Origin of the sequence: Soonwooa sp., assembly GCF_030151385.1 — a bacterium.
Taxonomy (GTDB): domain Bacteria; phylum Bacteroidota; class Bacteroidia; order Flavobacteriales; family Weeksellaceae; genus Soonwooa.
This window is the reverse complement of sequence record NZ_JASLDS010000006.1, coordinates 1-24417: the sequence shown is the minus strand read 5'-3', so window position 1 is coordinate 24417 and position 24417 is coordinate 1. Positions and strand designations below refer to the sequence as shown.

General features: G+C 35.4%; 28 protein-coding genes. 23 read left to right on the top strand and 5 right to left on the bottom strand.

All coding sequences use genetic code 11. The features are described 5' to 3' along the window. The first annotated feature begins 77 nt into the window (after nt 1–77). The 11 genes from Q1V95_RS00735 to Q1V95_RS00685 all read left to right on the top strand — a co-directional run bounded on the left by Q1V95_RS00735 (nt 78) and on the right by Q1V95_RS00685 (nt 9639). A complete protein-coding gene (locus tag Q1V95_RS00735; RefSeq protein WP_300669145.1) occupies nt 78–2231 on the top strand; it encodes a M3 family metallopeptidase in 2154 nt (717 codons plus the stop codon). Between the two features lie 335 nt (nt 2232–2566). Beyond that, on the top strand, nt 2567–3169 hold the full coding sequence (locus Q1V95_RS00730) for a GrpB family protein (RefSeq protein ID WP_300669143.1): 603 nt from the start codon (nt 2567–2569) through the stop codon (nt 3167–3169). Nucleotides 3170–3180: 11 nt separating this feature from the next. Next, nucleotides 3181–4041 (top strand): AadS family aminoglycoside 6-adenylyltransferase, encoded by an 861-nt coding sequence (locus Q1V95_RS00725; RefSeq protein ID WP_300669140.1) that lies wholly within the window; start codon nt 3181–3183, stop codon nt 4039–4041. A gap of 7 nt (nt 4042–4048) precedes the next feature. Continuing rightward, the gene (locus Q1V95_RS00720; protein WP_300669138.1) at nt 4049–4957 is read left to right on the top strand and encodes a GNAT family N-acetyltransferase; all 909 of its coding nucleotides are present in this window, start codon (nt 4049–4051) and stop codon (nt 4955–4957) included. 81 nt (nt 4958–5038) lie between these two features. Further along, nucleotides 5039–5875, top strand: a complete 837-nt coding sequence (locus tag Q1V95_RS00715) for a GNAT family N-acetyltransferase (RefSeq protein ID WP_300669136.1) — start codon at nt 5039–5041, stop codon at nt 5873–5875. Further along, complete coding sequence (locus tag Q1V95_RS00710; RefSeq protein ID WP_300669133.1) at nt 5872–6309, top strand: N-acetyltransferase; 438 nt, start codon at nt 5872–5874, stop codon at nt 6307–6309. Before Q1V95_RS00715 ends, Q1V95_RS00710 begins: the two co-directional genes overlap by 4 nt. Next, complete coding sequence (locus Q1V95_RS00705) at nt 6310–6786, top strand: GNAT family N-acetyltransferase (protein ID WP_300669131.1); 477 nt, start codon at nt 6310–6312, stop codon at nt 6784–6786. A gap of 266 nt (nt 6787–7052) precedes the next feature. Then, a complete protein-coding gene (locus tag Q1V95_RS00700; RefSeq protein WP_300669129.1) occupies nt 7053–7496 on the top strand; it encodes a GNAT family N-acetyltransferase in 444 nt (147 codons plus the stop codon). Nucleotides 7497–7555: 59 nt separating this feature from the next. After that, the gene (locus tag Q1V95_RS00695; RefSeq protein ID WP_300669126.1) at nt 7556–8083 is read left to right on the top strand and encodes a class IV adenylate cyclase; all 528 of its coding nucleotides are present in this window, start codon (nt 7556–7558) and stop codon (nt 8081–8083) included. 45 nt (nt 8084–8128) lie between these two features. Next, complete coding sequence (locus Q1V95_RS00690) at nt 8129–9079, top strand: helix-turn-helix domain-containing protein (RefSeq protein WP_300669124.1); 951 nt, start codon at nt 8129–8131, stop codon at nt 9077–9079. 5 nt (nt 9080–9084) lie between these two features. Further along, the gene (locus Q1V95_RS00685; protein WP_300669121.1) at nt 9085–9639 is read left to right on the top strand and encodes a GNAT family protein; all 555 of its coding nucleotides are present in this window, start codon (nt 9085–9087) and stop codon (nt 9637–9639) included. Nucleotides 9640–9654: 15 nt separating this feature from the next. On the opposite strand, the gene Q1V95_RS00680 is transcribed toward Q1V95_RS00685, so the two are convergent. Both Q1V95_RS00680 and Q1V95_RS00675 read right to left on the bottom strand, forming a co-directional pair. Beyond that, nucleotides 9655–10077, bottom strand: coding sequence for a GNAT family N-acetyltransferase (locus Q1V95_RS00680; protein WP_300669118.1), 423 nt, complete (start codon nt 10075–10077; stop codon nt 9655–9657). Between the two features lie 58 nt (nt 10078–10135). Further along, nucleotides 10136–10714, bottom strand: coding sequence for a Crp/Fnr family transcriptional regulator (locus Q1V95_RS00675; RefSeq protein WP_300669115.1), 579 nt, complete (start codon nt 10712–10714; stop codon nt 10136–10138). 77 nt (nt 10715–10791) lie between these two features. Here Q1V95_RS00675 and Q1V95_RS00670 point away from each other — a divergent pair, with 77 nt between their 5' ends. From Q1V95_RS00670 to Q1V95_RS00625, 10 genes are all read left to right on the top strand, one after another. Then, nucleotides 10792–11364 carry an AAA family ATPase gene (locus Q1V95_RS00670; protein WP_300669113.1) on the top strand — a complete coding sequence of 191 codons (573 nt, stop codon included), beginning with the start codon at nt 10792–10794 and terminating at the stop codon, nt 11362–11364. A 312-nt stretch (nt 11365–11676) separates the two neighbouring features. Then, entirely contained in the window at nt 11677–11976 is a 300-nt protein-coding gene (locus Q1V95_RS00665) for a thioredoxin family protein (protein ID WP_300669110.1), read from the top strand. Between the two features lie 36 nt (nt 11977–12012). After that, nucleotides 12013–12486 (top strand): DUF2938 domain-containing protein, encoded by a 474-nt coding sequence (locus Q1V95_RS00660; protein ID WP_300669108.1) that lies wholly within the window; start codon nt 12013–12015, stop codon nt 12484–12486. Between the two features lie 253 nt (nt 12487–12739). Next, a complete protein-coding gene (locus Q1V95_RS00655) occupies nt 12740–13501 on the top strand; it encodes a hypothetical protein (RefSeq protein WP_300669106.1) in 762 nt (253 codons plus the stop codon). A 61-nt stretch (nt 13502–13562) separates the two neighbouring features. Next, nucleotides 13563–14369: a tetratricopeptide repeat protein gene (locus Q1V95_RS00650; protein WP_300669104.1), complete on the top strand. Its 807-nt coding sequence runs from the start codon at nt 13563–13565 to the stop codon at nt 14367–14369. Between the two features lie 167 nt (nt 14370–14536). Further along, nucleotides 14537–15124 carry a hypothetical protein gene (locus Q1V95_RS00645; RefSeq protein ID WP_300669101.1) on the top strand — a complete coding sequence of 196 codons (588 nt, stop codon included), beginning with the start codon at nt 14537–14539 and terminating at the stop codon, nt 15122–15124. Between the two features lie 64 nt (nt 15125–15188). After that, entirely contained in the window at nt 15189–16208 is a 1020-nt protein-coding gene (locus tag Q1V95_RS00640; protein ID WP_300669099.1) for a serine hydrolase domain-containing protein, read from the top strand. Nucleotides 16209–16288: 80 nt separating this feature from the next. Then, entirely contained in the window at nt 16289–17146 is an 858-nt protein-coding gene (locus Q1V95_RS00635) for a helix-turn-helix domain-containing protein (RefSeq protein WP_300669096.1), read from the top strand. Nucleotides 17147–17231: 85 nt separating this feature from the next. Continuing rightward, nucleotides 17232–18155: an alpha/beta hydrolase gene (locus tag Q1V95_RS00630; RefSeq protein ID WP_300669092.1), complete on the top strand. Its 924-nt coding sequence runs from the start codon at nt 17232–17234 to the stop codon at nt 18153–18155. Between the two features lie 130 nt (nt 18156–18285). Further along, nucleotides 18286–18759 (top strand): hypothetical protein, encoded by a 474-nt coding sequence (locus Q1V95_RS00625; RefSeq protein WP_300669084.1) that lies wholly within the window; start codon nt 18286–18288, stop codon nt 18757–18759. Nucleotides 18760–18927: 168 nt separating this feature from the next. On the opposite strand, the gene Q1V95_RS00620 is transcribed toward Q1V95_RS00625, so the two are convergent. Next, nucleotides 18928–19104 carry a hypothetical protein gene (locus Q1V95_RS00620; protein ID WP_300669082.1) on the bottom strand — a complete coding sequence of 59 codons (177 nt, stop codon included), beginning with the start codon at nt 19102–19104 and terminating at the stop codon, nt 18928–18930. A 4-nt stretch (nt 19105–19108) separates the two neighbouring features. On the opposite strand from Q1V95_RS00620, the gene Q1V95_RS16255 reads away from it, so the two are divergent. Together Q1V95_RS16255 and Q1V95_RS00615 are read left to right on the top strand one after the other, a co-directional pair. Then, complete coding sequence (locus tag Q1V95_RS16255; protein ID WP_366143260.1) at nt 19109–19183, top strand: hypothetical protein; 75 nt, start codon at nt 19109–19111, stop codon at nt 19181–19183. A gap of 75 nt (nt 19184–19258) precedes the next feature. Further along, on the top strand, nt 19259–19744 hold the full coding sequence (locus tag Q1V95_RS00615; RefSeq protein ID WP_300669080.1) for a thermonuclease family protein: 486 nt from the start codon (nt 19259–19261) through the stop codon (nt 19742–19744). Between the two features lie 175 nt (nt 19745–19919). On the opposite strand, the gene Q1V95_RS00610 is transcribed toward Q1V95_RS00615, so the two are convergent. Next, complete coding sequence (locus Q1V95_RS00610) at nt 19920–22058, bottom strand: DPP IV N-terminal domain-containing protein (RefSeq protein WP_300669078.1); 2139 nt, start codon at nt 22056–22058, stop codon at nt 19920–19922. Between the two features lie 157 nt (nt 22059–22215). After that, complete coding sequence (locus Q1V95_RS00605) at nt 22216–24150, bottom strand: ABC-F family ATP-binding cassette domain-containing protein (protein ID WP_300669076.1); 1935 nt, start codon at nt 24148–24150, stop codon at nt 22216–22218. Nucleotides 24151–24417: the final 267 nt, after the last annotated feature.

The window sequence follows — 24417 nt, the reverse complement described above, 5'->3', positions numbered from 1 at the left end:
AAAATTTGCATTAGGTAATTCAATCGACTTTTATTAGTACATTTTTATTACCTTTAGATATTCAATAATAATCAATAATGAAAAAAGTAACAACTAGTTTGTTGATGGCTGCTTTGGCTTTCAATATTTCCTGTAGTACAATGAAATCAACTAAAACTCAAGAATCAACACCTAAAGCTGCTAGCCATGTTGATGATAGCATGAAAGGAAATCCTTTTATGACAAAAAGTAAACTTCAATATGAAGCACCAGAATTTGACAAGATTAAAGATTCTGACTTCAAACCTGCTTTTGATTATGGATTAAAGCAACAAGAGCAAGAAGTTAATATGATTGCTAACAATCGCGCAGTTCCGACTTTTGAAAATACAATTGTTGCTTTAGAAAAAAGTGGTGAAGTTCTAAAACGTGCGCAGATTGTATTCTACAACTTAAGTAGTGCGAATACCAATCCGACGATTCAGGCTTTGGATGAAGAATATGCACCAATTTTTGCAGCGCATTCTGACAAAATCTACCTTAACGAATTCCTTTATAATAAGGTAAAATCGATTAAAGAAGATGGTCTAGATCCAGAAAGCAAAAAGCTATTACAATATTACAAACAGAATTTTGAAATCGCTGGTGCTAATCTTTCGGCAGCGAAAAAGGAAGAGTTAAAACAAGTTAACCAAGATTTGGCTTCGTTGTCAACACAGTTTTCTAACAAATTGTTGGAGGCTAGAAAGCAAGGTGGTGTTTTAATTTCGGATGTTAAAGAATTGGATGGTCTTTCGGCTGACGAAATTGCTGCTGCTGCGGCAGATGCAAAAGCTGCTGGGCAAGCTGGGAAATATCTTTTGGCATTACAAAATACAACTCAACAACCAATCTTGCAAAATCTTAAAAATAGAGCAACACGGGAAAAACTATTCAAGGCTTCGTGGGGAAGAGCGGAAAAAGGTGATGCCAACGATACGCGAGAAACCATCGAAAAGCTGGCGAAACTGAGACTTCAAAAAGCACAGATTCTCGGTAAGAAAAATTTTGCAGAGTGGAAGCTTCAAGATCAAATGGCAAAAACGCCCGAAGCTGCTAAAAAATTAATGGATCAGTTGGCAAAACCTGCAGTTGAAAAAGCAAGAGGTGAAGCTAATGATATTCAGGCTTTAATTGATAAGCAAAAAGGCGGTTTCAAAGTGGAACCTTGGGATTGGAATTTCTATGCAGAGCAAGTTCGAAAAGAAAAATACGACCTTGACGAAAATCAAATTAAACCTTACTTCGAGGTTAGCACGGTTTTAGAAAAAGGTGTTTTCTACGCTGCCGAAAAATTCTATGGTATCACTTTTAAGAAAAGAACAGATTTACCGGTTTACCATCCAGATGTTGTTGCTTACGAAGTTTTTGACCACGATGGAAAATCTTTAGCGATTTACTATTTGGATTTCTATACAAGAGATTCCAAAAGTGGAGGTGCTTGGATGAGTAATTTTGTTGAACAATCTTATATGATGGGAACCAAGCCTGTAATTGTTAATTGTTTTAATTATCAAAAACCAGCGCCAGGAAAACCTTCGTTGATTAGTTACGATGATGTGACTACGATGTTCCATGAGTTTGGACATTCGATTCACGGGATGTTTGCGAGTCAAAAATATCCATCACTTTCGGGAACTAATGTGCCTCGTGATTTTGTAGAATTCCCATCTCAAATTAATGAACATTGGGCTTTGGATCCTGCAATTCTTAAAAATTACGCAATCCATTACGAGACAAAACAACCAATTCCACAAGCATTGGTTGATAAGATTAAAAAAGCAGCGACTTTCAACCAAGGTTATATGACTACGGAGTTGGTGTCTGCAGCGATTTTGGATATGGATTGGCATACAGTGTCAAGTGATTCTGACCTAAAACCTGTTTTAGATTTTGAAAAAGCGTCCTTGTTACAGCATGGTTTCACGTTATCAACGGTACCACCAAGATACCATACTCCTTATTTTGCTCATATTTGGGGCGGAGGATATTCGGCGGGTTATTACGCTTATATCTGGTCAGAAACTTTGGATGCAGACGCTTGGGAATGGATTCGTGACAATGGTGGTTTGACTAGAGAAAACGGAGACAGATTCCGCAAGTATATTTTATCTGTTGGTAATTCTGTAGACCTTAATCAAGCTTTTAGAGATTTTACAGGTAGAAATCCTGATATCAAACCTTTGCTGAGAATGAGAGGTTTTATTAAATAATCTTAGTTTTTGTAAGAAACGTCAGTTCGAGTTTTTTCGCAATGAGATGAAGAAAAAATGTATCGAAAACTTTTTTTAAACTTCTCGGACGCACTTTACAGAGAAAAAGACTTTAGCTGAAATTGATATTTAAAAAAAAATATTCTAAATAAAAAGAGCAGGTCGGCTATTGGCGACTTGCTTTTTTATTATCCACCATCTGCGGCCGGGATAGTAAGGGCGCGACTGAAAGGAGCGGTCTGAAGAATAGCTTTGGAAAAGCTTTGGCTCTGAAGACGAAACCCCTGAATAGCCCGAAATGCCGCCTAAATAATTATAAACAAGCATTATACAAAATGATTTTACCGTTTGAGCCTTACAATCCTTTGTGGAAAAAGCAGTTTCGGGTTATTGAACAAGAATTGAAATCCGTTTTTGGCGATTTCCCTGTACAAATTGACCATATCGGGAGTACTTCCGTGGACGGACTTTCGGCGAAGCCAATTATCGATATTCAGTTGGGCGTCGAAACAGACGAGGATTTGAATAAAATTCCAGAACTATTGAAACTTTCAAATGTGGTTTATTATGAAAAATACAATCATGATATGCCAACAAGAAGATTTTTTGTACTGTTTAAGCAAACTACAGACGAAATGGACATTGCGCCGATTGTAAAATTGGATGAAGAAATCCCAGCGCAGTTGCACAACCACAATTTGCGTTTAGCACACATTCATGCTTTTGTAAAAGGTTCCGAAGATTGGCTTCGACACATCGCTTTTCGCGATTATTTGCGAACAAATGAAAGTATAAAAAATGAGTACCAAACCTTAAAGGAAAAACTCGTTAAAAATGAGTGGAAAGACGGTAACGAGTACAACGACGCAAAAGATGCATTTCTGAAAAAGCACGAAAAAATTGCTCTGGAATGGTATAAAAATAGTCGAACTAAATAAAAAAGCTTGATATGAAAATTCGCGACGAAAAATTACAAAACATCATCAATTGGGCAGAAAATAATGAAGATGTTCGAGCGGTTTTGTTGACGAGTTCGTTGGTGAATCCTTTGGCGCCAGTGGATGATTTGAGCGATTTGGACATCGAGCTTGTTTTTAAGAACAATGAAAAATACATAAAAGACAATCTTTGGCTCAACAATTTTGGTAATCCGATAGCGATGATTGAAGAGGACGAAACTTGTTTTGATGGCAAGCACGCCATGAAAATGCTTTTGTACGAAGATGGCGTGAAAATCGATTTCAAATTGTATAGCAAATCTAATTTTGTTGAGGAAGTTCAGCAAAAAGAATTGCCTTATGATTGGGATATCGGCTACAAAGTTTTGGTTGATAAAGATTTGTTGACCAAAGATTTGAAAAAGCCAAGTTATCAAGCTTCGATTATTAAAAAACCGACGGAATCGCAAATTCAGACTTTGCTAAACGATTTTTGGTGGGACACCACTTATGTTTCGAAATGTTTGAAAAGAGATGATTTGTTTTACGCAAAATTTATGTTTGGAGAGATTCGGACGAATTATTTGACACCCTTAATCGAATTTTACATCGCAAGTCAGCACGATTGGAATATCACCACAAATAAACATGGGCGACTTTTCAAACAATATTTATCTAAAGAAATGTGGCAAAAAATCGAAGCAACGTTTTCAGGAAGCGACATTGATGAAAACTGGAACGCCTTATTTGCAATGATGGATTTGGTGCACGAAATGGGGAATTTTCTCACACAAAAGTTGAACTTTTCTTATCCGCAAAAACTGGAAAACGATATTCGAAAATATACCGAAGATTTGAAAAATAAATCTTAACAAAAAAATGAAGCAAGAAAACATAGTCCTAAACAACAAAAATTATACACTTTACATCAATTACCAAAATGACGAAAAACGCCGTTTGGAATTTAACGGAATGACGCAAGAATTTTGGGGTTTTGATTTTGAAAACTATTATCAATCGGGATTTTGGGACGATACCTGTATTTTGTATTCGTTGTTTGATGGTGACAAAATCGTTTCGCATACCACCGTGAGTTTGTTTAAAAATGAATCTAAAACTTTATTGCAATTGGGAACGGTGATGACGGATGTTGATTATCAAAATCAAGGTTTGAGTCGGTATTTGGTGGAACGAATTTCTGAAGATTTTAAAGGAAAGAATGATGGTATTTTCTTGTTTGCTAGTGAAACGGTTCTCGATTTCTATCCAAAATTCGGATTTGTTGCGGTTCCAGAATTCGAACATTTTTTGATTTTTGAAAAGAATAATTCGATTTCAAAATTTTCAAGAAAACAACTCGATTTAGACAATAAAACAGATTTAAAACTATTCGAAAACCTTGTCGAAAATGCAATTCCAAATTCTCAATTTCCGACCAAAAATAAAAGTCTGACATTCTTTTATTGCTTTGCTTATCCCGAAATGAGCTTTAAAGATTCAATTTATTATATCGAAGATTTGGATGCAGCTGTTGTAGCACAATTGGAAGATGAAACTTTATTTATTATTGACATATTCTCAAAAAATGAAGTTAATTTAGACGATGTGATAAACGCTTTTTCTGATTTTAATTTTAAAGAAGTCATGTTTGGATTTACACCTAAAAACACACAAAATTTACAAGTTAGAAACTATAAAGACGAGGATTTACAATTATTTGTTTCTCCCGATTTAGCAAAGGAATTTGAGAATAACCCTTTAAAAATTCATTTGCTTTCACATACCTAAGATTTCAAAAATCATTTGTAACAAGCGCAGACAATTCGAGACTATTCTATTAAGAACATTTCTCAACAAAATCACAAAAAAATGAACATTCGTCGATTAACATCACTCGATACACCCAATTTATTGAACGCTATAAATGCAGCTTTCGCCGATTATATCGTGCCTTTTCAGCTTAATGAAGCGCTGTTACAAGCTAAAATTGCTTCCGAAAATATTCTCTTGGATTGGTCAATCGGTGTTTTTGAGGATGATAAAATGATTGCATTTATCATGCACGGCGTTCGAAATGAAAATGGTAAAACCAAAGTGTACAACGCTGGAACGGGCGTACTTCCCGAGCATCGTGGGAAAGCTTTGGTCGGCGAAATGTACGATTTTATTCAAGATTTTTTTGTTGAAAATAACGCCAATCAACTCGTTTTAGAAGTTATCGAAAACAATCATCCTGCCATTCGAGCTTACGAGAAAAATGGTTTTAAAATCAATAGAAAACTATTGTGTTTCAGCGGAATTTTAGATGTGAAAGCGCATTCTAATTTTGCAGAAATCAAAGTTCTAAACGATATTAATTGGGAGGAGTTGCAAGAGTTTTGGGATATTTCGCCAAGTTGGCAAAGCGCTAACGAAAGCATGAATACTGCAAAACCAACTGCTTTTGGTGCTTTTGTAAAGGATAAATTGGTGGGCTATATTTTCTTTAATCCAACCAACAAGCGAGTTTATCAAATTGCGATTTCGCCTAATTTCAGAAGAATAGGAATTGGAAAACAGCTTTTAAAAGAAGTTCAAAACCAGATTGCCGGCGAAAAAATGCAAATTAATAATGTTGATGAAACGGGAGGAAGTTTAAAATTATTCTTTGAAAATCAAGGTTTAAAAAACGACATCAACCAATTTGAAATGACCAAAGATTTATGAGAATTATTCAAGCCTCAACAAAGGATTTTGACGAACTAACAAGCATTTGGTTGGACGCATCCATCAAGGCGCACGACTTTATCACAACTGAATACTGGTCGAGCAAAGTGGATGAAATGAAAAACGTCTATTTGCCAGCAAGTAAAACATGGATTTCGGAAAATGATAGCCATGAAATTTTAGGTTTTGTTTCGATGCTCGAAAATCATATTGCAGCCTTATTTATTTCACCAAAACATCAGTCGAAAGGCGCTGGTACGCAATTGTTGAATTTTATTAAATCGAAATACAATTCGCTGACTTTAAATGTTTACGAGAAAAATTTGCAAGCTTTTCAGTTTTACAAAAAACACGATTTCAAAACGATTGAAGAAGCCTTGGATGAAGAAACGGGCGAAAAAGATGTAGTGATGGAATGGACAAAAAATAATTAAATGACAACAATAATTGCCTACGAACCTCTGTATTTCAACGATTTAATGGCGTACGATTTGGACGAAGAACAAGCGGAATTTTCAAGAATTCCTGCTCAAGTTTTGACCGACCCGAAAATGATGACCAATCAGCATTTTCATCATTGCATTTTGTTTGATGGAAAAGTGGTTGGATTTTTTACTTTGGATTTTTCGGACGAGCGATTGACCTATTCATCGAATAAAGATGCTGTTTTGTTGCGTTCTTTGTCAATAAATCCTGCATTTCAAGGAAAAGGAATTGCAAAATCTGTTATGCTTCAGCTTCCAGATTGGGTGAAAACGCATTTTCCCAGAGCTAACGAAATCGTCTTTGGCGTCAATATTCGCAATAAAAATGCATACGAATTGTATTTAAAAACGGGTTATTCGGATTCTGGAAATATTTATGAAGGCAAAAAAGGTCCACAAAATTTGATGTTTAAGACATTACTTTAAAACATTTGTGGATAGCTTTTTTAACGCAAAGGTGCGATTTCATGAACAATAAAAACTATTTTAAGGCGCAAGATTTATCTTCGATAAATTTTTGACGTCCAAATTAAAATCTTTGATTTTTTGCGCCTTAACATTACACTGAAAAATGTAGAAATATTGCGCCTTTGCGATGATATTTTTCAGTTACAATTTAAATCAAATATTCAATATCACTTAAACACAATAGAAATTGACAAGAGGTTCACTAACTTGTAAAAAATTTCAAAATGAACACTTCAGAACTGCATATTCACAAAACCACGATTGACGATTTCGACTTTATTTATCACTCGATGTGCGACCTCGAAAATGAAATTTTTGACAAGGAAACTTTTAGAGAAATTCTCATAGAAAATATCAAAAATCCAAATTATCTTTATTTAACGGCAGAATTGAAGGGCGAAAAAGTTGGATTCATCAGTTTTCATGTTCAAAATTTGTTGCATCATTGTGGTTTGGTGGGTGAAATTCAGGAATTTTATATCGATAAAAATTGCCGTGGAAAAGGCGTTGGCAGACAACTGATTGATAAAATCAAAGAATATTCTCATCAAAATAATTTGAAGAGCATCGAAGTAACAACCAACAAAAAAAGAATTGAAAACGTCGCTATTTATGAGAATTTGGGTTTTAATTTAAGCCACAATAAATTTACAATCGACCTGAGTTGAGTTTTTAAATTTCAAAATAAAACTCATGTATTTAAAACAAAAAAACGACGAAAAATAATATGAAAATAAAGAATTTTGAATTTAAAGCAAAGGTAGATTCACTCGAGAAATACGAGGATTTGCTTTTAAAATTAAACCCGATTGATTATGGAACCGACCATCAAGTTGACACCTATTTTAATGTTCCGGAAGGTCGTTTGAAACTTCGTGAAATCGATGGAAAGAACAGTAAACTGATTGATTACAGCAGGGAAGATGTTTTGGGAAGTAAGAAATCTGATATTCTGCTTTACGAGCACAAAAAGGATGAATCTTTGAGAAAAATCTTGGAGCATCAATTTGGTGTGAAAGTGATTATCGACAAAAAAAGAAAAATTTATGGCATCGAAAATGTGAGATTTCATTTTGATAAAGTGGAAAATCTGGGAACTTTTATCGAAGTTGAAGCCATAGACGAAAACGAAGAATTCAGCACCGAAGAACTGAAAAAGCAATGCGATTTTTATTATGATTATTTCAAAATTGAATTAAATCAAGTTGAAAAATCTTCCTACAGCGACTTGTTGTTGGAGCTTGTTCAGAACTAAAATGTAATTTGAGAATTGTATTGAGAACCCAAAAATCAACTTCAAATGAAAAAATCCGACATTAAAGAATTACGTAACGAGCAGGATTTCAAGGACTTTTATTTGCACGATGCACCTGAAAGTTTTTGCGTAGAATGCAATGCGATTTCGTACGAACATGGAAGTGGATTTTTGGAAATCGCAACACTTGAAGACCTCAAAAAACAGCAAAAAGACACGGCAGGGAAGCAAACTCGACGTAAGTTTTACAGCATTGTTTTGTTGACGGAAGGACAAATTGAGGAAAGTATCGGACATCGAAAATATAAGTTCGGACCGCAAACTATGTACTTTGTTGGCGAAAATCAAATTCATGCGGTGGAACGTTGGAGCGACGATGTGAAGGGTATTTACTGCATGTTCGATGCGGACTATTTTTTGCTTTGCATTAAACATCAAATCAAGTTGAATCAATTTCCATTTTTTGATTTGGACAAAGAGCCTTTTATAGAGCTTTCCGAGCGTGAAACAGGCATGATGACGCATCTTTTTTGGAAATTAAATAGCGAAAAATGTCAGAAAACCACTTTCAATGACGATTTGCTAACGCGAATGTTTTTGAATGTAATTTTATTGGAAGCTGAAAGAATTTACAACAAAAAAGCGGCTCACGAAAACTTTTCTTTGTCCCGAAAAGACCAGTTGGCATCGCAGTTTCAATTGCTGGTGAATCAATATTTTATTGAAAAAAGGCAGGTGAGCGATTACGCCGATTTGTTGCATGTGCATCCCAATCACCTCAACGATTTGGTGAAGGAAGTTTCGGGTTTGCCAGCGAGTCATTTTATCCAAAAACAATTGTTACAAGAGGCAAAATCGCGTTTGTTACAGACCAATGACACGGTTTCGATGATTGCTTCGGAGTTGAATTTTACGGACGATTCGTATTTTAATCGATTCTTCAAAAAACAAACAGGACTGACGCCCTTACAGTTTCGTAAAAATCATAAACATTGATAAAAATGATTAATATTGAAACTTTTCCGATTTTAACCACCGAACGCTTAGTTTTAAGAGAATTAAAAGTGAGCGATGCCGAGGCTTTGTTTTCTTATTTTTCGAAAGATGAAGTGACGATTTACTACGATTTGTACACTTTTACAAGCGTTGAAGAAGCCGATGATTTAATAAAAACTTGGCAAGAGCGTTGGCAAAAGAAAGACACGATTCGTTGGGCAATTTGTCTTAAAAACAATCCCGAAAAACTGATTGGCACTTGCGGTTTTCATAATTTTTCACCACCGAATTTCCGTGCGGAAATCGGCTACGAATTACATCCTGATTTTTGGCAAAAAGGATTGATGACGGAAGCGATTGCTTGTATTTTGAATTTCGGTTTTGAAACTTTACAACTCCATCGCATTGAAGCTTTCATCGACCCTGAGAATATTTCTTCAAGGAAACTTTTGGAAAAAGTAAAACTTCAATCCGAAGGAATTTTGCGCGATTATTTCTTTGAAAAAGAACGTTTTGTAGATGCAGAGATTTTTGCTTTGTTGAAGAAAAATTATATTTAAACTTTCATCAAAACCTTATAATCCCATGTGCAAAATTGGATAAGCTTTTCCTTGTCCATCGAGTTCGGAACGATTCAAAACCTGAAATCCCATGTATTCATAAAACCCGACAGCTTGTGCATTTTGCTCGTTAACATCCACTTTTTTAACATCGCAATTTGCGATTCCATAGTTTAACAATTGCTTGCCAATTCCTTTTCCACGAGCGTCATTGTGAATGAAAAGCATTTCGAGGTTATCTTCTGCAATGCCCATAAAACCAATTAATTTTCCGTTTTCTTCAAAGCCAAATAGATTGACATGATCAAAATACATCGGAATTTGCTCCTTATAAAAGTTGAAATCTTCTTCCTTCAAAAAATCGTGGGTATTGCGAACAGCACTTTCCCAAATCGGTATTAAATCCTGATAATCTTTGGCTTCAATCTTCCTAATCATAACTCAAATTTTGTATGACAAAAATCTCTAATTTCATTGATAAAACGCTGAACTTAAGTTAAAAAATACGCTTCCGAATTCGGCTCAAAGCTTGCGGCGTAATTCCCAAATAAGAGGCAATATCTTTCAGCGGAATATAGTTGATTGCGCTTCCGTAATCTTGAATCATTTTCAGGTAATGCTGTTCTGGTGTGTATTTTATGAGGTCGATATTTCTTTTTAAGACTTTGTTTAGAAGAATTGCAGTTAAGTTATCCAAGACATCTTTTAGCTTCGGAATTGCCTTGTAAAGTTGCTCAACTTGTGTTCTATCAATCCGAAAAACAAGGCTGTCGACCAAAACTTGAACGTTAAAATCGGATTTTGTTTTCAAAACAAATGCTATATTTGACATCGAAAAATTGCCTTCTTTGCAGAACCAAAAAGTCTGTTCTTCGCCTTTTTGATTCAACGTCCAGCAGCGCGCAATTCCTTCGTAGATAAAATAACTATAGCGCTCTAATTCGCCTTCCTGAACCAAAAATTCATTTCTTTTGACTTTTATTTTCTCGAAATAAGTATCAAATAATTCCGATTCCTTCGCCGTAAACGCGTTGGCATCCACCTCGAATTCTTTTAGCAATTTTTCTAAAATCATTGTACAAGCAACTAAACCTCTGAAATTTAATATTTATTTTTCCCATGAACAAAACCAACCTCAATTTTCTTAAAAATATGAACAAACAAAATCGACAATTCACATCAAAATCCAATCAATTTTTTGTCCTGACTGGTGGACCAAGCGTTGGAAAAACAAGTTTGATAGAAGCTTTGAGCCATCATGGTTTCAAAATCGTTCCTGAGGATGCACGACGCATTATTAAAGAACAAATTCAAGTTGGCGGTGACGCCTTGCCTTGGCAAAATAAACAAAAATACGCCAGCCTGATGTTGGAAGCCGCTTTGAAAAGTTATTCTGAACAGAAAAAAAATGATGTAAAAAGTCCAGTTTTCTTTGATAGAGGTCATCTCGACAGTATTTGTTATATGAAAATGGAGCATTTGAAAATTGATGAAGAGTATTTTAAAATCGTTCGAGAGAGTCCTTACCAAAATGTATTTATTTTACCACCTTGGAAAGAAATTTATACAACGGATTCTGAACGAAAACAAAGCTGGGAGGAGGTTTTGCACACGCACGAAATGATGAAGCAAACGTATATTGAATTTGGTTATTCGCCGATTGAAGTGCCAAAAATGAGTGTTAATGACAGACTCGATTTCGTTCTTAAATTTTTAGAAAAATAGAATCTTAATAAATATCTGCAACTAATAGACTACTGTTTTTATCGCAAAGGCGCAGTTTTATGTACATTAAAAGCGTTTTTAAGGCGCAAGATTTATCTGCGATAAATTTCCATTAAGTACTAAGTACGTTGAAAATCTTTGATTTTCTTGCGTCTTAATTCACATTCTTTTAAATAAAAATTTTGCGCCTTTGAGTTAATTATTCAAAAATGATAATTATCAAAATCTTTGATTTGTGCAACTTTTCCAAGGATTTGTGTCGGGAATAATCCCTTAACTCAAAATAGATTTGCAATATTAAATCTTAGTATTATGAATCAGGAAAATATGAAAACACAAAACGAAGAAAACTTAGTGTTAATGCAGTTTTATGCAGAATGGTGTCAGCCGTGCAGAATGATGATGCCTGTGATTAACAGAATTCAGGAGCGCAATTACTTTTGGTTGAATATCAAGCAAATTGATGTGGATGCAGATTCTGAAATTGCTAACAAATTTGGGATTCGTTCGATTCCAACATTTGTGGTTTTGAAAAACAACATCGAAATCTGGCGAAAAACTGGCGTTATCTCGGAAACCGAACTTTTGGAAACTTTGAATTCTTTGGCTTAAATGGTTTTTGATACGGATAATTTGTTTCAAATGCTGATGTATTCCATCATTATCGGAGTTGGCGCAACAATCTTCATGGATTTGTATGCGGTTTTCATTAAACGAGTTTTCAATATTCAATCTTTGGATTTTGCCATTGTTGGTCGTTGGATTGGGAATTTTAAAAATGGAATTTTTGCACATCAAAACATTCTTCAATCCGAAAAAATAAAAGGCGAACGCGCAATTGGTTGGATTTCGCATTATGCAATTGGAATTTCGTTTGCGTTTTTGTTGCTATTAATCTGCGGAATTGATTGGGTTAAGAATCCTACTTTTTTGCCTTGCATCGCAATTGGTCTTGCCACCACGATTGCGCCTTGGTTTTTGATGCAACCTGCTTTTGGATTTGGTATCGCCGCTTCCAAAACTCCGAATCCTAATTTGTCACGACTAAGAAGTTTGCAAACGCATTTTATTTATGGATTGGGATTATATTTGGCGGCTTTGGGGTTGAGTTTTTTGGTTTAGAATATTGGTGGGAATTTTCCTTTTGATGAGGAATATATTTTATTGCGCTGTATCTGCGGCCGGGATAGTAAGGGCGCGAGCGCAGCGAGCGGTCTGAAGAAAAGCTTGGGAAAGTTGAGGCTTCTGAAGACGGAACCCCTGAATAGCCCGAAATGCCGCCCAAATAATAATTAAAACAAGCTTGGCTATTTTTCTTGAATTTGGTATTTTTAGGTTTTTGAACAGATAACAAAATAATAAATTGTTAATATAAATGCCTGCATCGAAACATATTCTTGTAGTTCTACTACTAATGCTTTTTGGAAAGAGTTTTGCACAGCAAACTGATGATAATAATTTTTACAATGAGATTAAAAATTATGATATTTCGGTAGTGTTGATGGCGAAGATGATTAATATTGAAGGTGAAGGCTTGCAAAAAAGAGCAGAACCTATTGGCTTTATTGGTGATGATTTTCAGAGATTTTTTATTCATTTTTCATCGGTTGTTAAAAGTGAAAAGAATAAATATGAGTACACTGTAACTGGCAAAACTAAAGTTAGAGAAACGATAAGGCTTTTCCAAGGGACTTTGACTATTAAAAAAGCTGATCTCGAGAAGAGCAGGGAGTTTCCAGATTATATTGGCGGGACAGCTACGTGTGAGTTGAAATTGTATGAGGACAAAAAACAGAGTTCGACTGGTTTGATACAGGGCGAAATGATGGTTGGCTATATCTTGGATTCTAAAAAGAAGATGAGCTATGACGCGTATCTCTATATGACAGACGGTTTTAGTAATAATACTTTTAGGGGCACATGGACGAGTTACCGAACTAATCTTAGCAAAAAGTGTAATTGGGGTGATTATAGGATTCCGGAGAGTGGCGATTTGGACATAGGTGCTGGTGAGTTTTCGCCAAATACAAAATACGCAAGTAAGGGATGGAAATCTTATGCATTGAATCTTGCTGATAGAACTGACCCAGAATCTGTGCATGCTAAAAAAACTGAAGCTGCAACTTGGTGGAAGTAAAATTTTTTATTCGGGATTTGCAAATTTCTATTATTTTTGAATTAACAATATGATTTTGTAAATGATAAGAGTTTTACTGCTTGTTTTTGTTAGCGTTTTCATAAATAATTTTGCACAAGAAGCAAATAAAGATTTGCTGATTGAGAAGTACACAAAAAAGTGTGCGTATAATTTCCATTATCTTGATCAAGGCTGGGAAGATTGCATTAACAATGGTATAAAGGAAGATTCGACTGTTGCGATTTTTTGGCATCATAAGGCTTTACCTTTGTGGAAAACGGGAAAGTACGAGTTGGCGCTGGAAAGTTATAATAAAGCGGTGAAATACAATCGCAAAGAGTTTCTGGGAAGAAGAGGTTTTTTGCAATGTATATTTGCTAAAAATTATCGCGCGGCGCTCAGAGATTTGGATGCAGCGACAATGGAATTTGGCGATGGCATTCAGAATGATCATTCTTATGATTTTTACAAAGCCTTATGTTATCTGCAACTAAACCAATATGACAGGGCTTTAACCTTGATGCAAAGCGAAATTGAGAAAAGCATAAAACAAGCGGGAGAAGATTATGTTTCGCCGCTTTGTTATTTTTATACGGGCATTATTTTCTATGAAAAAAGAGACTACCAAAAAGCGATTCTGGCTTTTGATAAATCGCTGAAACTTTATCCAAACTTTTCGGATGCCCAGTATTACAAAGCTTTAAGTAATTTTAAAATTGATAAAGACCACAAAGCTTACATCGAAAATGCTAAAATTGCAAAGTCTAATTTTGATAATAAATTGACCTTTAACGAAGGTGATTCGCCATACGAGCGCTATCCTTATCAGGTTAATTGGTACATGATTAATTTGGAACAAGGGAAGTAGAGGATGTTTGGGGCTTGTTGATGCAAGTGGATTTTTGTTGTGTATTTATATAATTTCTAAGATGGGTTTAGAATTTTTATGAGAACCCAGTTCGGAAAGCTTTGATTTTAGTAAATTCGTATTGCTTTTAAAAGACATTAAATAGAAGCCACACACCAATGAAAAACATGAAAGACACTTGGAAAGATCCCGTTTGGAGCAAAGTAATTTCGGCGGGAATTATCTTTACTATTGCAACAATTTGGGCAAAATTCATCAATGTTTCGGTGGCTCAAGTTTACAATTATACGGTAGATTTCCTTAATTTCTGTTTGCCGATTTATTATTTTGTGACAGTAGCTTGTATCTACTGGTTTGTTTGGTTTTTATTTTTTAGAAAGAAAAAAGAGGAAAACACAAACCCTTACATCGACGAAGAAGTTGGACATTATACTTTTGGAGAACTTAGTCATATCCTTGGCAAAAAAACACCTAAAACCCAAACACCAGAGATAATTGCTGCCAATCAAAATCCTCCAACCGAAAATTATTTGAAGCTTTTCTATGATAATTATGGACAATTCAATCGTGGTGTTCGTCCAGAAGATAATTTTGCTGACAATGGATTTCTGTACGAGGTTCTGTGTTTAGATTTTGTAGGTTACGGACTTTTGGATAAACAAGAATATACAAATCAAAACGCAATCACCTATCAAATTTCCAATAACGGAAGAAAATTTTATGCGCTTTTGGAAAAATCGGGGATGTTTGAGTAATTTTTTTTAAATTGAAACATGTAACGCAACGCAATTTTAAATTACTAATTCTAAAATTAGTCACGTGAAATTAGCTTTAAAAATACTTTTCAGTTTTGTACTTAGCATTGTTAGTTATTCAGTTTCTGCGCAATCCAAGCAAGTAAAGCAAATCGACTCGTTGATGCAAAATGCTTTCAACAAAGGATTTTTCAACGGAAATGTTTTGGTTGCAAAGAATAACAAAATCATTTATAATTCGGCATTTGGTTTTACAGATGTTACTAAATCCAAAAAGCTGAATACGGACGACAGATTTCACATAGGTTCGATTACGAAGGAGTTTAGCGCTGTTGCCTTAATGCAATTACAGGAAAAAGGTAAACTAAATATCAATGATAAAATTTCTAAATTTTTACAAGATTTTCCAGCTTGGGCAAATGAGGTAAGCATCAAAAACCTTTTGCAATATACCAGCGGTTTACCGAGTCCAAATTTTAAAATGATAAAGAATGACCAAGATATTTTTGATGGTTTAAAGAATATTGAAAAACTGGATTTTAAAGCAGGAACGCAATACGACTACAGCAATAGTAATTTCTTTTTGAGACAGTTTATCGTTGAAAAAATTACAGGACTTAATTTTAAAACCTACGCAGAAAAATTCATTTTCAAACCTTGTAAAATGGAAACTGCGATAATGACACCAATTAACACCGAAAATAAAATTGCAAAAGGCTTCAACAAAGATGGAATTGCTGACAAGCCGGAACCTCCCATCACTGGTGGAACTTATGTTACAACAACCGATTTATTTAATTGGGAAAAGTGTCTTCAAAATAACAAAATCGTCAATCAAAAATCTGTGTTTGTCCTTGGACAACATTTCGATAAAGAAGATACGCAATCGGCTTTAGGCGAAGCAAAATATGAAAATGGAAAACTAATCCAACATTCGCACGATGGTCGTGCAGGAAGCTATGAAGCACTTTTAGTTTCTGATGTCAAAGAAAAAACGACGATTATTTTGCTCGGAAATAATTACCACGGAAAACTTTTTGAAATTACTGACGAAATAAAGGCAATTTTGAAAAAGAGGAAATAACTTTTCGGTGAAAATTGACATTATTTCGGTAATACTATCAATTCCTCAATTTAGGAAATCTTGTATTTTTGAAAAAAAAAGTGGACAAAATCTATAACATACCCGATTTTCTTGCTTACCTCAATTTGAAAAAGCCTAAGAGCAAACATATTCACTTCACTAAATATGAGGCGGATAATAGAATCTTGCAGCAATCTGAACCTATAAAAATCGACTTTTATTTATTAGCAATTAAAAGTGGCTACGATAAAAAAAAAGATTTTGGACAGACACAATACGATATGGCGGATTCTTTTATTTATTTTGACCAACCCCAAAACTTCCTCGGCTGGAATATTGAAAATCCTTTCACTGGTTATCATATTTTACTTGATGCGACTTTGTTTAAGCGTTTTGCAAAGGATTATTCTTTTCTTCATTACAAAAATCATGAAGGTTTATTTCTAACCAAAGACGAAGAAACCCAACTGATGGATTTGTTCAAAAAATCTTATGAACTGTATAACCAAGCGACCTTTTCACAGGAAATTTTGGTTTCATATGCCAGCCTGATCCTTAGTTATATCAATTCTTTTTACAAAAGACAATTCGAAACACGCGAAAACATTTACAATAAAGTCGTTGCGGATTTTTATGAGAACCTCGATAATTACTACGATCTGCAAAAGGAACCTCAATTGACAAGTGTTCATTACTTTGCGGAGAAAGCCAACTTATCCACTAACTATTTTGGAGACCTAATCAAACAATTTACAGGTGCATCGCCACAAGAGCATATCAATCAGCATGTTTTGCAATTGGCAAAAAACAAACTTCGTCAAACGGAGCTTTCTATCAGTGAAATTGGTTATAGTTTAGGCTTCGAATCAAACTCTTATTTCACGCGGTTCTTCAAGAAAGAAGCAGGTATTACACCCAGTATTTTTAGGAATCAGTAAATTGTGAAATACTAAAGGTAAATCGTTCAAACCACTGCCGCCTGTACCGATGTAATTTTGCATCATTAATTAAAAGTACAGAATTATGAAATCAGTTAAATTTAAAAACAGAAACTGGGAATCGGCAGCAATTCTTCAATTCCCTAATGACTTTGATGACTCAAAAACATATCCTGCAATAGTTTGTGCGCATCCTATTAGCAGTTGTAAAGAACAAACTGCTGGAAATATTTATGGAAAGGCCTTAGCCGAAGCAGGTTTTATTACCTTAGCTTTTGACGCTTCATTCCAAGGCGAAAGCGGCGGCGAACCAAGATTTTTGGAAGATCCAGCAGCTCGTATAGACGATTTCCGTTATGCAGCAGATTATCTAACAACACTTCCTTATGTGGACAATAACCGTATTGGTGTATTGGGCGTTTGTGGTGGTGGTGGTTATGCAGTAAGCGCCGCGATGACCGAAAGACGTTATAAAGCAATTGCAACCGTTGTTGCCGCTAATTATGGCAGAATTCTGCGCGAAGGGGATTTAACACCCGATGCAGCCATCAAAGCTTTGGAAGCAATTGCAGCACAACGCACAGCTGAAGCGAATGGTGCAGAGCCTTTCCTAACCTCTTATATCCCTGTCGACAAAGAGGCTTTGGCAAAAACAGGAATCACCGATATTGATATTGTTGAAGCAGTCGATTATTATACAACGAAACGTGGTCAACATCCTAATTCTCCCAACAAATTATTGTTCAGTGGATTGGAGCCAGCATTCGGATTTGATGCCTTTAATTTGGCTGAACATCTCTTGACACAACCTTTATATATCGTGATTGGAGATAAAGCAGGTGCATTTGGATCGCACAGAGATGGCTTCGAACTATTCAGAAAAGCAGGATCGACTAAGAAAACTCTACAGGTTGTATCTGGCGCAAGTCATTACGATTTGTATGATCAGCCAAAACCAGTCGCCGAGGCATTGGAAAAAATAATTCCTTTCTTTAAAGAGAATTTATAAAGCTAAAATGACATCTTCGGATGTCATTTTTTTGATTAAATAATTCATGTAATCATAGTTTTAAAGTCTCCTAAAAAAAATATGTAGTTTACACCAAGATTATCTATCTTCAAAAAATTAAAACAAACCAATGCCAACTCAAATAGAACAAGCGATTTACCAAAAATCAGAAGAGATTTTCAAAACGGTGAAAACCATTACCGATTTAATTCCAGAAGAAAATGAACATCTTATGGTTCTTAAGTTTCAATTATTGGAAGATGCAATGGTGATTCAATCAAAATTGAGAGGTGCTTTTGCTGTAAAAATCTATGATATAAAAATGGAGAATGCCGCGATAATTAGGAAAGCAGCACGCGATTTAATGGTTTCTTATCATTCTTTAAAAATGTTTGACTTCGAAGATGTTAAATACTACCAGTTGGTACGAGACCTTATTGAGGAATTTCGTTTACTATTTATAGAATGGGTTTCAAATTTCAATCAGAAACATTTTATCACCGATACGTGGGGACTTTTTAATCCAGCAGGAATTTCAGCAGATTATGAACAACGCAGCGATGAACTTAACTTTTTGGATGAAGATGAAGATTCACTATTTTAGCGGACTAATTAAAGAATAAATCATCCACAATTTTTGATTTTACAAAAACTTCATGAAAATCTTTGCGCGAATTCTACTATTTTCACTCGTTATATTTTCAGAAAGTATTTCTTCTCAAACGGTGTACAAAACGCCAAGCGGCGGGAAATATCACACGTCTCAATGTCGTTATGTAAAGAATGTGTCCAATGCTTTATCCATTTCACGGGCAATAGAAATGGGACTTGAAGCTTGTAAACAATGCAAGCCAAATTCCAATTCTCGAGCATTAGGTTTTTCGTCATCTTCTTCGTTAGGCATCAAATCAAACGAGGCGAAAGGCACTGGTGCTTCTGTCCAATGCAAAGGTATGACGCAAAAAGGTACTCGATGCAAGCATAAAACAAGAAACAAAAATGGCTATTGTCATCAACATGAGAGGTGAAATAAATGTTGATGTATTAATATCATCACTTTTATTTTCAAAAAAACTAAAATTTCTAATCCCAATACAAACTACATGACCTCTCCAAAACATTTCTTTAGTATCTTTTTATTTTTAGTGTACAATTTTTGTTTTAGCCAAACCACGGCAAAAGTAGTTGGGATAAAAGATGGCGATACAATTGTGGTACTTTTGGAAGGAAACATTCAGCTCACTTTAAGATTAGCAGAAGTAGATTGTCCTGAAAGTGGACAAGCATTTGGAAAAAATGCGAAGCAATTTACCTCTGATGAGGTTTTTGGAAAACAAATTACCTTTATTGAAACGACGAAGGACCGTTACGGCAGAAGTGTTGCAAAAGTGTACTATGACAAAAAATATCTATCCGCAGAACTTATAAAAGCTGGTTATGGATGGTGGTATTATCAATATTCTAAAGACCAAAGCTTGGGTGATTTGCAGAACAATGCAGAAATGAATAAGCTTGGATTATGGCAGGATAAAAACGCCATTGCTCCTTGGGAATATCGCAAATTGAAAAGGTCTAAATCTAAAAGCTGATAATTACCTAATTATCCACGATCTGAGGCCGGGATAGTAAGGGCGCGAGCGCAGCGAGCGGTCTGAAGAAGTGCGATGGAAAAGTTCGAGCTTCTGAAGACGGAACCCCTGAATAGCCCGAGATGCCGCCCAAATAAAAAATCCGCTCTCCAAAATTGAAGAACGGATTTTTGTTTTATTTTTTTAGATGTTGATCAAAATAATCGGTCACTTTTTGCATCAAATGGACGCGGTCTTTGCCGATGACATTGTGCTGATGCCCTGGATACACGAAATAATCCAACTGCACGCCATTGTCAACAGCAGCCTTGAGGAACTTGATGGAATGTTGCCAAACCACAACATCGTCCTGCGCACCGTGAATCATCAAAAGATTGCCTTTTAGGTTCTGTACTTTGTCCAAAAGATTGGCTTTAGCATAACCTTGTGGGTTTTCTTGTGGCGTGTCCATATAGCGTTCGGTGTACATGATTTCGTACATATTCCAGTCGATAACGGGACCTCCAGCAACGGCAGCTTTGAAGACTTCTGGATGCTTCAACATAAAGGAAGTCGTCATAAAACCACCAAAACTCCAGCCGTGGATTCCCATATTTTGAGCATCAACGTAAGGTAGAGATTTTAGATAAGCAACGCCTTTTAATTGGTCGTTCATTTCGGTATCGCCCAAGTTTCTGAAAACAGCTTGCTCGAATTTGACACCTCTGTTAGACGATCCGCGGCCATCCATCGTGAAAATAATGTAGCCGTTTTGCGCCATATATTCGTACCAAAGATTGCCCGAAGCAGGGAAGGAGTTGGAAATCAACTGTAAGTGTGGACCATTGTACAAATAGACAATTGTCGGATATTTTTTGTTAGGGTCGAAGTCTGTTGGAAGAATGATTTTTCCGTAAAGGTCAGTGCCGTCGTCGGCTTTTAAGGTTACATTTTTAATCTCAGGACGCTTGTAGTTTTTAAGCGGATTTTCAGAGGTTAAAATGTTTTCGGATTTCAGATTGTTAGTGTAGATGATGTTGGCAACACGCGGCGTAGTTGCGTTGGCGTACACATCGTAAAGTTTAGAGCCATCTTTTGACAAAATACCTTGGTGCATTCCCTCAGCTTTGTCTAGTCTTTCCATTTTTTGAGTTTGCCAGTTAACACGATAAAGATGTCTCTCTAGCGCAGTTTCTTTGGTGGAAATAAAATAAATGTCTTTTTGTTTTTCGTTAAATCCAAGAATTTCGGTCACCAACCAATCGCCGTTAGTCAATTGTCCTACCAAACCTTTGTCCAGATTATAATGGAACAAATGGTTGAAACCTGTTCTTTGACTTTGCCAAATGAAATCGGTGTTAGAATTTGGTAAGAAAACGATTGGATTTTGAGGTTCTACATATTTGTCGTTGGTTTCTTCAAAAAGTGTCTTTACCAAATTACCTGTTACAGCATCGTATTGGTTGAACTTCATGTGATTTTGACCACGGTTAAGCACCGCAATAAAAATATATTTGGAATCTGGACTCCATGACACCGCCGTTAAGTATTGCTCTTTGTCGCCATCTATATTAAGAAAATGCGTTTTGTTGGTTTTAACATCGTAAACGCCCATTGTTACCTCGTGCGACTTTTGTCCAGCCATCGGATATTTGATGTTCGTGTTAACAGCAGGCGTTACCGACCAATCGATAACAGGATAGTCGTTTACCATACTTTGGTCCATTCTGTAGAAAGCAATCATCTCAGAATTTGGCGCTGCGAAAATACCACCTTTGATTCCGAATTCGTTTCTGTGAACGGATTGTCCATTGATGATGTCTTTGTTGTCATCATTGGTAATTGCTATTTCTTTACCATCTTTGTTGATGTAAAGGTTGTTGGCTTTAGTAAAAACGAAATTCTTATTATCTCCTAAAAGTTGTAGGTTTTCGTTATTGTCAGGTACCGAAATTCGGTTGTTTGCAGTCCAGTTTTTTCCGGATTTTGTCAACCAAACCAACTGATTATTATTGACGAAATAAGCTTTGTCTTTGCCAACGAAATTAATTTTTGGAAACGATTTTAATTTGTCCGTGCCAAGATTTTGATTTAGTTGAAAAAGTGAAATCAAGGTGTCTTGTTTTTTGCTTTTAACATCGGTTGTTAAGTAAGCATTTTTAACAGACTGAATATAAGATTGTCCATCATCTGACCAAGAAAATTGAGAAATGCTTTTGGGAGCAAGATTGCTTCGCATTCCGTTAACCGCTTCTGCCATCGTGAATTTTTGATTCTGTGCAAAAGCCAAGCTGCTAACCGCCAAAGCAACAAAAGAGTATTTTAAGAATTTCATTGAATATTGTATTAAATACCAAAAATACGGATTTATCTTGATTTTGAAATTCTAGTTTTATTAAAAGTCTTTTTTGAAAACGGCTTTCGGGTTTTTAAATTTTTAAAAATAATATTAAATGCAAAAAAAAATCCTCCGCAATTGGAGGATTTAGTATTTACGAAGTTTGTTCTGACAAAAACTCCCATTCTTGCAAGGCAAGATCAAGTTCTTCTTTTGTCTTGTTGTATTGTTCTAAAGTTTCGTCCGATGGATTATCTTTCGTAAACTGCGCTTCGAATTCCGAAACCTTGGTTTCAAGCTCCGAAATTTTTTCTTCCACTTTTTTAATCTTGTTTAAAACAGCTTTTTGCTCTTTGCTTACAAAACCAGAATTAGTTGAAGCTTCCTTTTCAACAGGTTTTTCTTCTTTTTTAGCTTGTTCCACTTTAACTTCCTCACCATGAAGCTTAGCTTTTTCGGCAGAGATTTCACGGATGCTTTCTTTTTGACGGAACTCCAGATATTCGTCGATGTTTCCTAAGAATTCTTTCATTTTTCCATCACGGAATTCAAAGATTTTATCACAAAGACCTTGCAGGAATTCACGGTCGTGAGAAATAACGATCAAGGTTCCTTCAAACTTTTGAAGCGCCAATTTGATAATTTCTTTAGACTGAATATCCAAGTGGTTGGTAGGTTCGTCCATAATCAACGTGTTGAAAGGACGTAACAACAACTTACAAAGTGCTAGACGGTTTCTTTCTCCTCCAGAAAGGACTTTCGTCTTTTTGGTAACATCTTCACCTTGGAACAAGAAAGATCCTAAAAGGTCACGAACTCTAGGTCTCGTTTCTTCGGTTGCAGAATCTTCTGCTTCTTGAAGAACCGTTTTGTCTGGTGTTAAAACCTCTTCCTGATTTTGAGCAAAATAACCAATGTTGACATTGTGTCCCAAAGTCCAATTTCCGGAATGGTCTTTAATTTCGCCAGCCAAAATTTTAGCTAAAGTCGTTTTTCCTTGACCATTTTGCCCCAACAAAGCGATACGATCACCACGTTGTATAAAGAAATCGACATCATCAAAAATCTGTTTTTGCCCGTAAGCTTTTCCAAGTTTATCGGCTTCGAAAACAACTTTCCCAGGAACAACAGATTGTACAAATCGAATATTGAATTTAGAAACGTCCTCGTTGTCGATTTCGATACGTTCGATTTTATCTAATTTTTTAATCAAAGATTGCGCAAAAGAAGCTTTGGTCGCACTTGCACGGAACTTGTTGATGTTGTCTTCCATCTGTTTGATTTCCGCATCTTGGTTTTTCTTAGCTTGTGCCAACTTCTCGCGACGTTCTTCACGCATTACCAAATATTTGGAATAGTTGGCTTTGTAATCGTCCACTTTTTTGTTGTTAACATCAAAAGTTCTGTTACAAACGGCGGTCATAAACTGCTTATCATGACTTACCAAAACGATGGCACCGTTATAATCTTTCAAGAAGTTTTCTAACCAAATAATGGATTCCATATCCAAGTGGTTGGTCGGCTCATCCAGAAGCATCAAATCATTTTTCTGAAGTAAAAGCTTCGCCAATTCGATACGCATTCTCCATCCACCAGAGAACTCGTCAGTGATTTTATGAAAATCATCTGCTTTGAAACCAAGTCCAAACAAAACCTTCTCCACATCGCCTTCAAGATTATAGGCATCATGATTCATCAACAAATCGTTAAGCTCTGTCATTTTCTGAATAAGGTCAGAGTAAGCATCACTTTCGTAATCTGTTCTGGTTGCTAATTGATGATTAACCTCTTCTAATTCGTCTTTCCAAGCATTAATTTGCTCAAAAGCTTGCATGGTTTCGTTCCAAACAGTTCTACCTTTTACAAAATCTAAATCTTGCTTTAGAAAACCAATTGTGATATTACCTTCTGTGACAACATTTCCTTCGAAGAAAGTTATTTCCTTAGAAAGTATTTTAAGAAGTGTAGATTTTCCCGCTCCATTTTTACCTACCAAACCGACTTTATCATCTTTTTTGATGGTGAAATTCACATCTCTAAAAAGATAATTACCAGAATGATGAAGCCCTAAACCTTGTACTGAAACCATGTGTTAAATTTTACGGTGCAAAAGTAAGGATTTTAAGCGAGAGAGAAAATTGAAGTTTTTTTTTCAGAATTACGATTTTAGAATTATGAATTATGAATTATGAATTATGAATTATGAATTATGAATTATGAATTATGAATTATGAATTATGAATTATGAATTATGAATTATGAATTATGAATTATGAATTATGAATTATGAATTATGAATTATGAATTATTTTTGCTAAACACTAAACACTAAACACTAAACACTAAACACTAAACA

Bases quoted from the DNA above. Each gene is read 5' to 3' on its own strand.
- Q1V95_RS00735 (WP_300669145.1), top strand. From the start codon at position 78: ATGAAAAAAGTAACAACTAGTTTGTTGATGGCTGCTTTGGCTTTCAAT.
- Q1V95_RS00730 (WP_300669143.1), top strand. From the start codon at position 2,567: ATGATTTTACCGTTTGAGCCTTACAATCCTTTGTGGAAAAAGCAGTTT.
- Q1V95_RS00725 (WP_300669140.1), top strand. From the start codon at position 3,181: ATGAAAATTCGCGACGAAAAATTACAAAACATCATCAATTGGGCAGAA.
- Q1V95_RS00720 (WP_300669138.1), top strand. From the start codon at position 4,049: ATGAAGCAAGAAAACATAGTCCTAAACAACAAAAATTATACACTTTAC.
- Q1V95_RS00715 (WP_300669136.1), top strand. From the start codon at position 5,039: ATGAACATTCGTCGATTAACATCACTCGATACACCCAATTTATTGAAC.
- Q1V95_RS00710 (WP_300669133.1), top strand. From the start codon at position 5,872: ATGAGAATTATTCAAGCCTCAACAAAGGATTTTGACGAACTAACAAGC.
- Q1V95_RS00705 (WP_300669131.1), top strand. From the start codon at position 6,310: ATGACAACAATAATTGCCTACGAACCTCTGTATTTCAACGATTTAATG.
- Q1V95_RS00700 (WP_300669129.1), top strand. From the start codon at position 7,053: ATGAACACTTCAGAACTGCATATTCACAAAACCACGATTGACGATTTC.
- Q1V95_RS00695 (WP_300669126.1), top strand. From the start codon at position 7,556: ATGAAAATAAAGAATTTTGAATTTAAAGCAAAGGTAGATTCACTCGAG.
- Q1V95_RS00690 (WP_300669124.1), top strand. From the start codon at position 8,129: ATGAAAAAATCCGACATTAAAGAATTACGTAACGAGCAGGATTTCAAG.
- Q1V95_RS00685 (WP_300669121.1), top strand. From the start codon at position 9,085: ATGATTAATATTGAAACTTTTCCGATTTTAACCACCGAACGCTTAGTT.
- Q1V95_RS00680 (WP_300669118.1), bottom strand. From the start codon at position 10,077: ATGATTAGGAAGATTGAAGCCAAAGATTATCAGGATTTAATACCGATT.
- Q1V95_RS00675 (WP_300669115.1), bottom strand. From the start codon at position 10,714: ATGATTTTAGAAAAATTGCTAAAAGAATTCGAGGTGGATGCCAACGCG.
- Q1V95_RS00670 (WP_300669113.1), top strand. From the start codon at position 10,792: ATGAACAAACAAAATCGACAATTCACATCAAAATCCAATCAATTTTTT.
- Q1V95_RS00665 (WP_300669110.1), top strand. From the start codon at position 11,677: ATGAATCAGGAAAATATGAAAACACAAAACGAAGAAAACTTAGTGTTA.
- Q1V95_RS00660 (WP_300669108.1), top strand. From the start codon at position 12,013: ATGTATTCCATCATTATCGGAGTTGGCGCAACAATCTTCATGGATTTG.
- Q1V95_RS00655 (WP_300669106.1), top strand. From the start codon at position 12,740: ATGCCTGCATCGAAACATATTCTTGTAGTTCTACTACTAATGCTTTTT.
- Q1V95_RS00650 (WP_300669104.1), top strand. From the start codon at position 13,563: ATGATAAGAGTTTTACTGCTTGTTTTTGTTAGCGTTTTCATAAATAAT.
- Q1V95_RS00645 (WP_300669101.1), top strand. From the start codon at position 14,537: ATGAAAGACACTTGGAAAGATCCCGTTTGGAGCAAAGTAATTTCGGCG.
- Q1V95_RS00630 (WP_300669092.1), top strand. From the start codon at position 17,232: ATGAAATCAGTTAAATTTAAAAACAGAAACTGGGAATCGGCAGCAATT.
- Q1V95_RS00625 (WP_300669084.1), top strand. From the start codon at position 18,286: ATGCCAACTCAAATAGAACAAGCGATTTACCAAAAATCAGAAGAGATT.
- Q1V95_RS00615 (WP_300669080.1), top strand. From the start codon at position 19,259: ATGACCTCTCCAAAACATTTCTTTAGTATCTTTTTATTTTTAGTGTAC.
- Q1V95_RS00610 (WP_300669078.1), bottom strand. From the start codon at position 22,058: ATGAAATTCTTAAAATACTCTTTTGTTGCTTTGGCGGTTAGCAGCTTG.
- Q1V95_RS00605 (WP_300669076.1), bottom strand. From the start codon at position 24,150: ATGGTTTCAGTACAAGGTTTAGGGCTTCATCATTCTGGTAATTATCTT.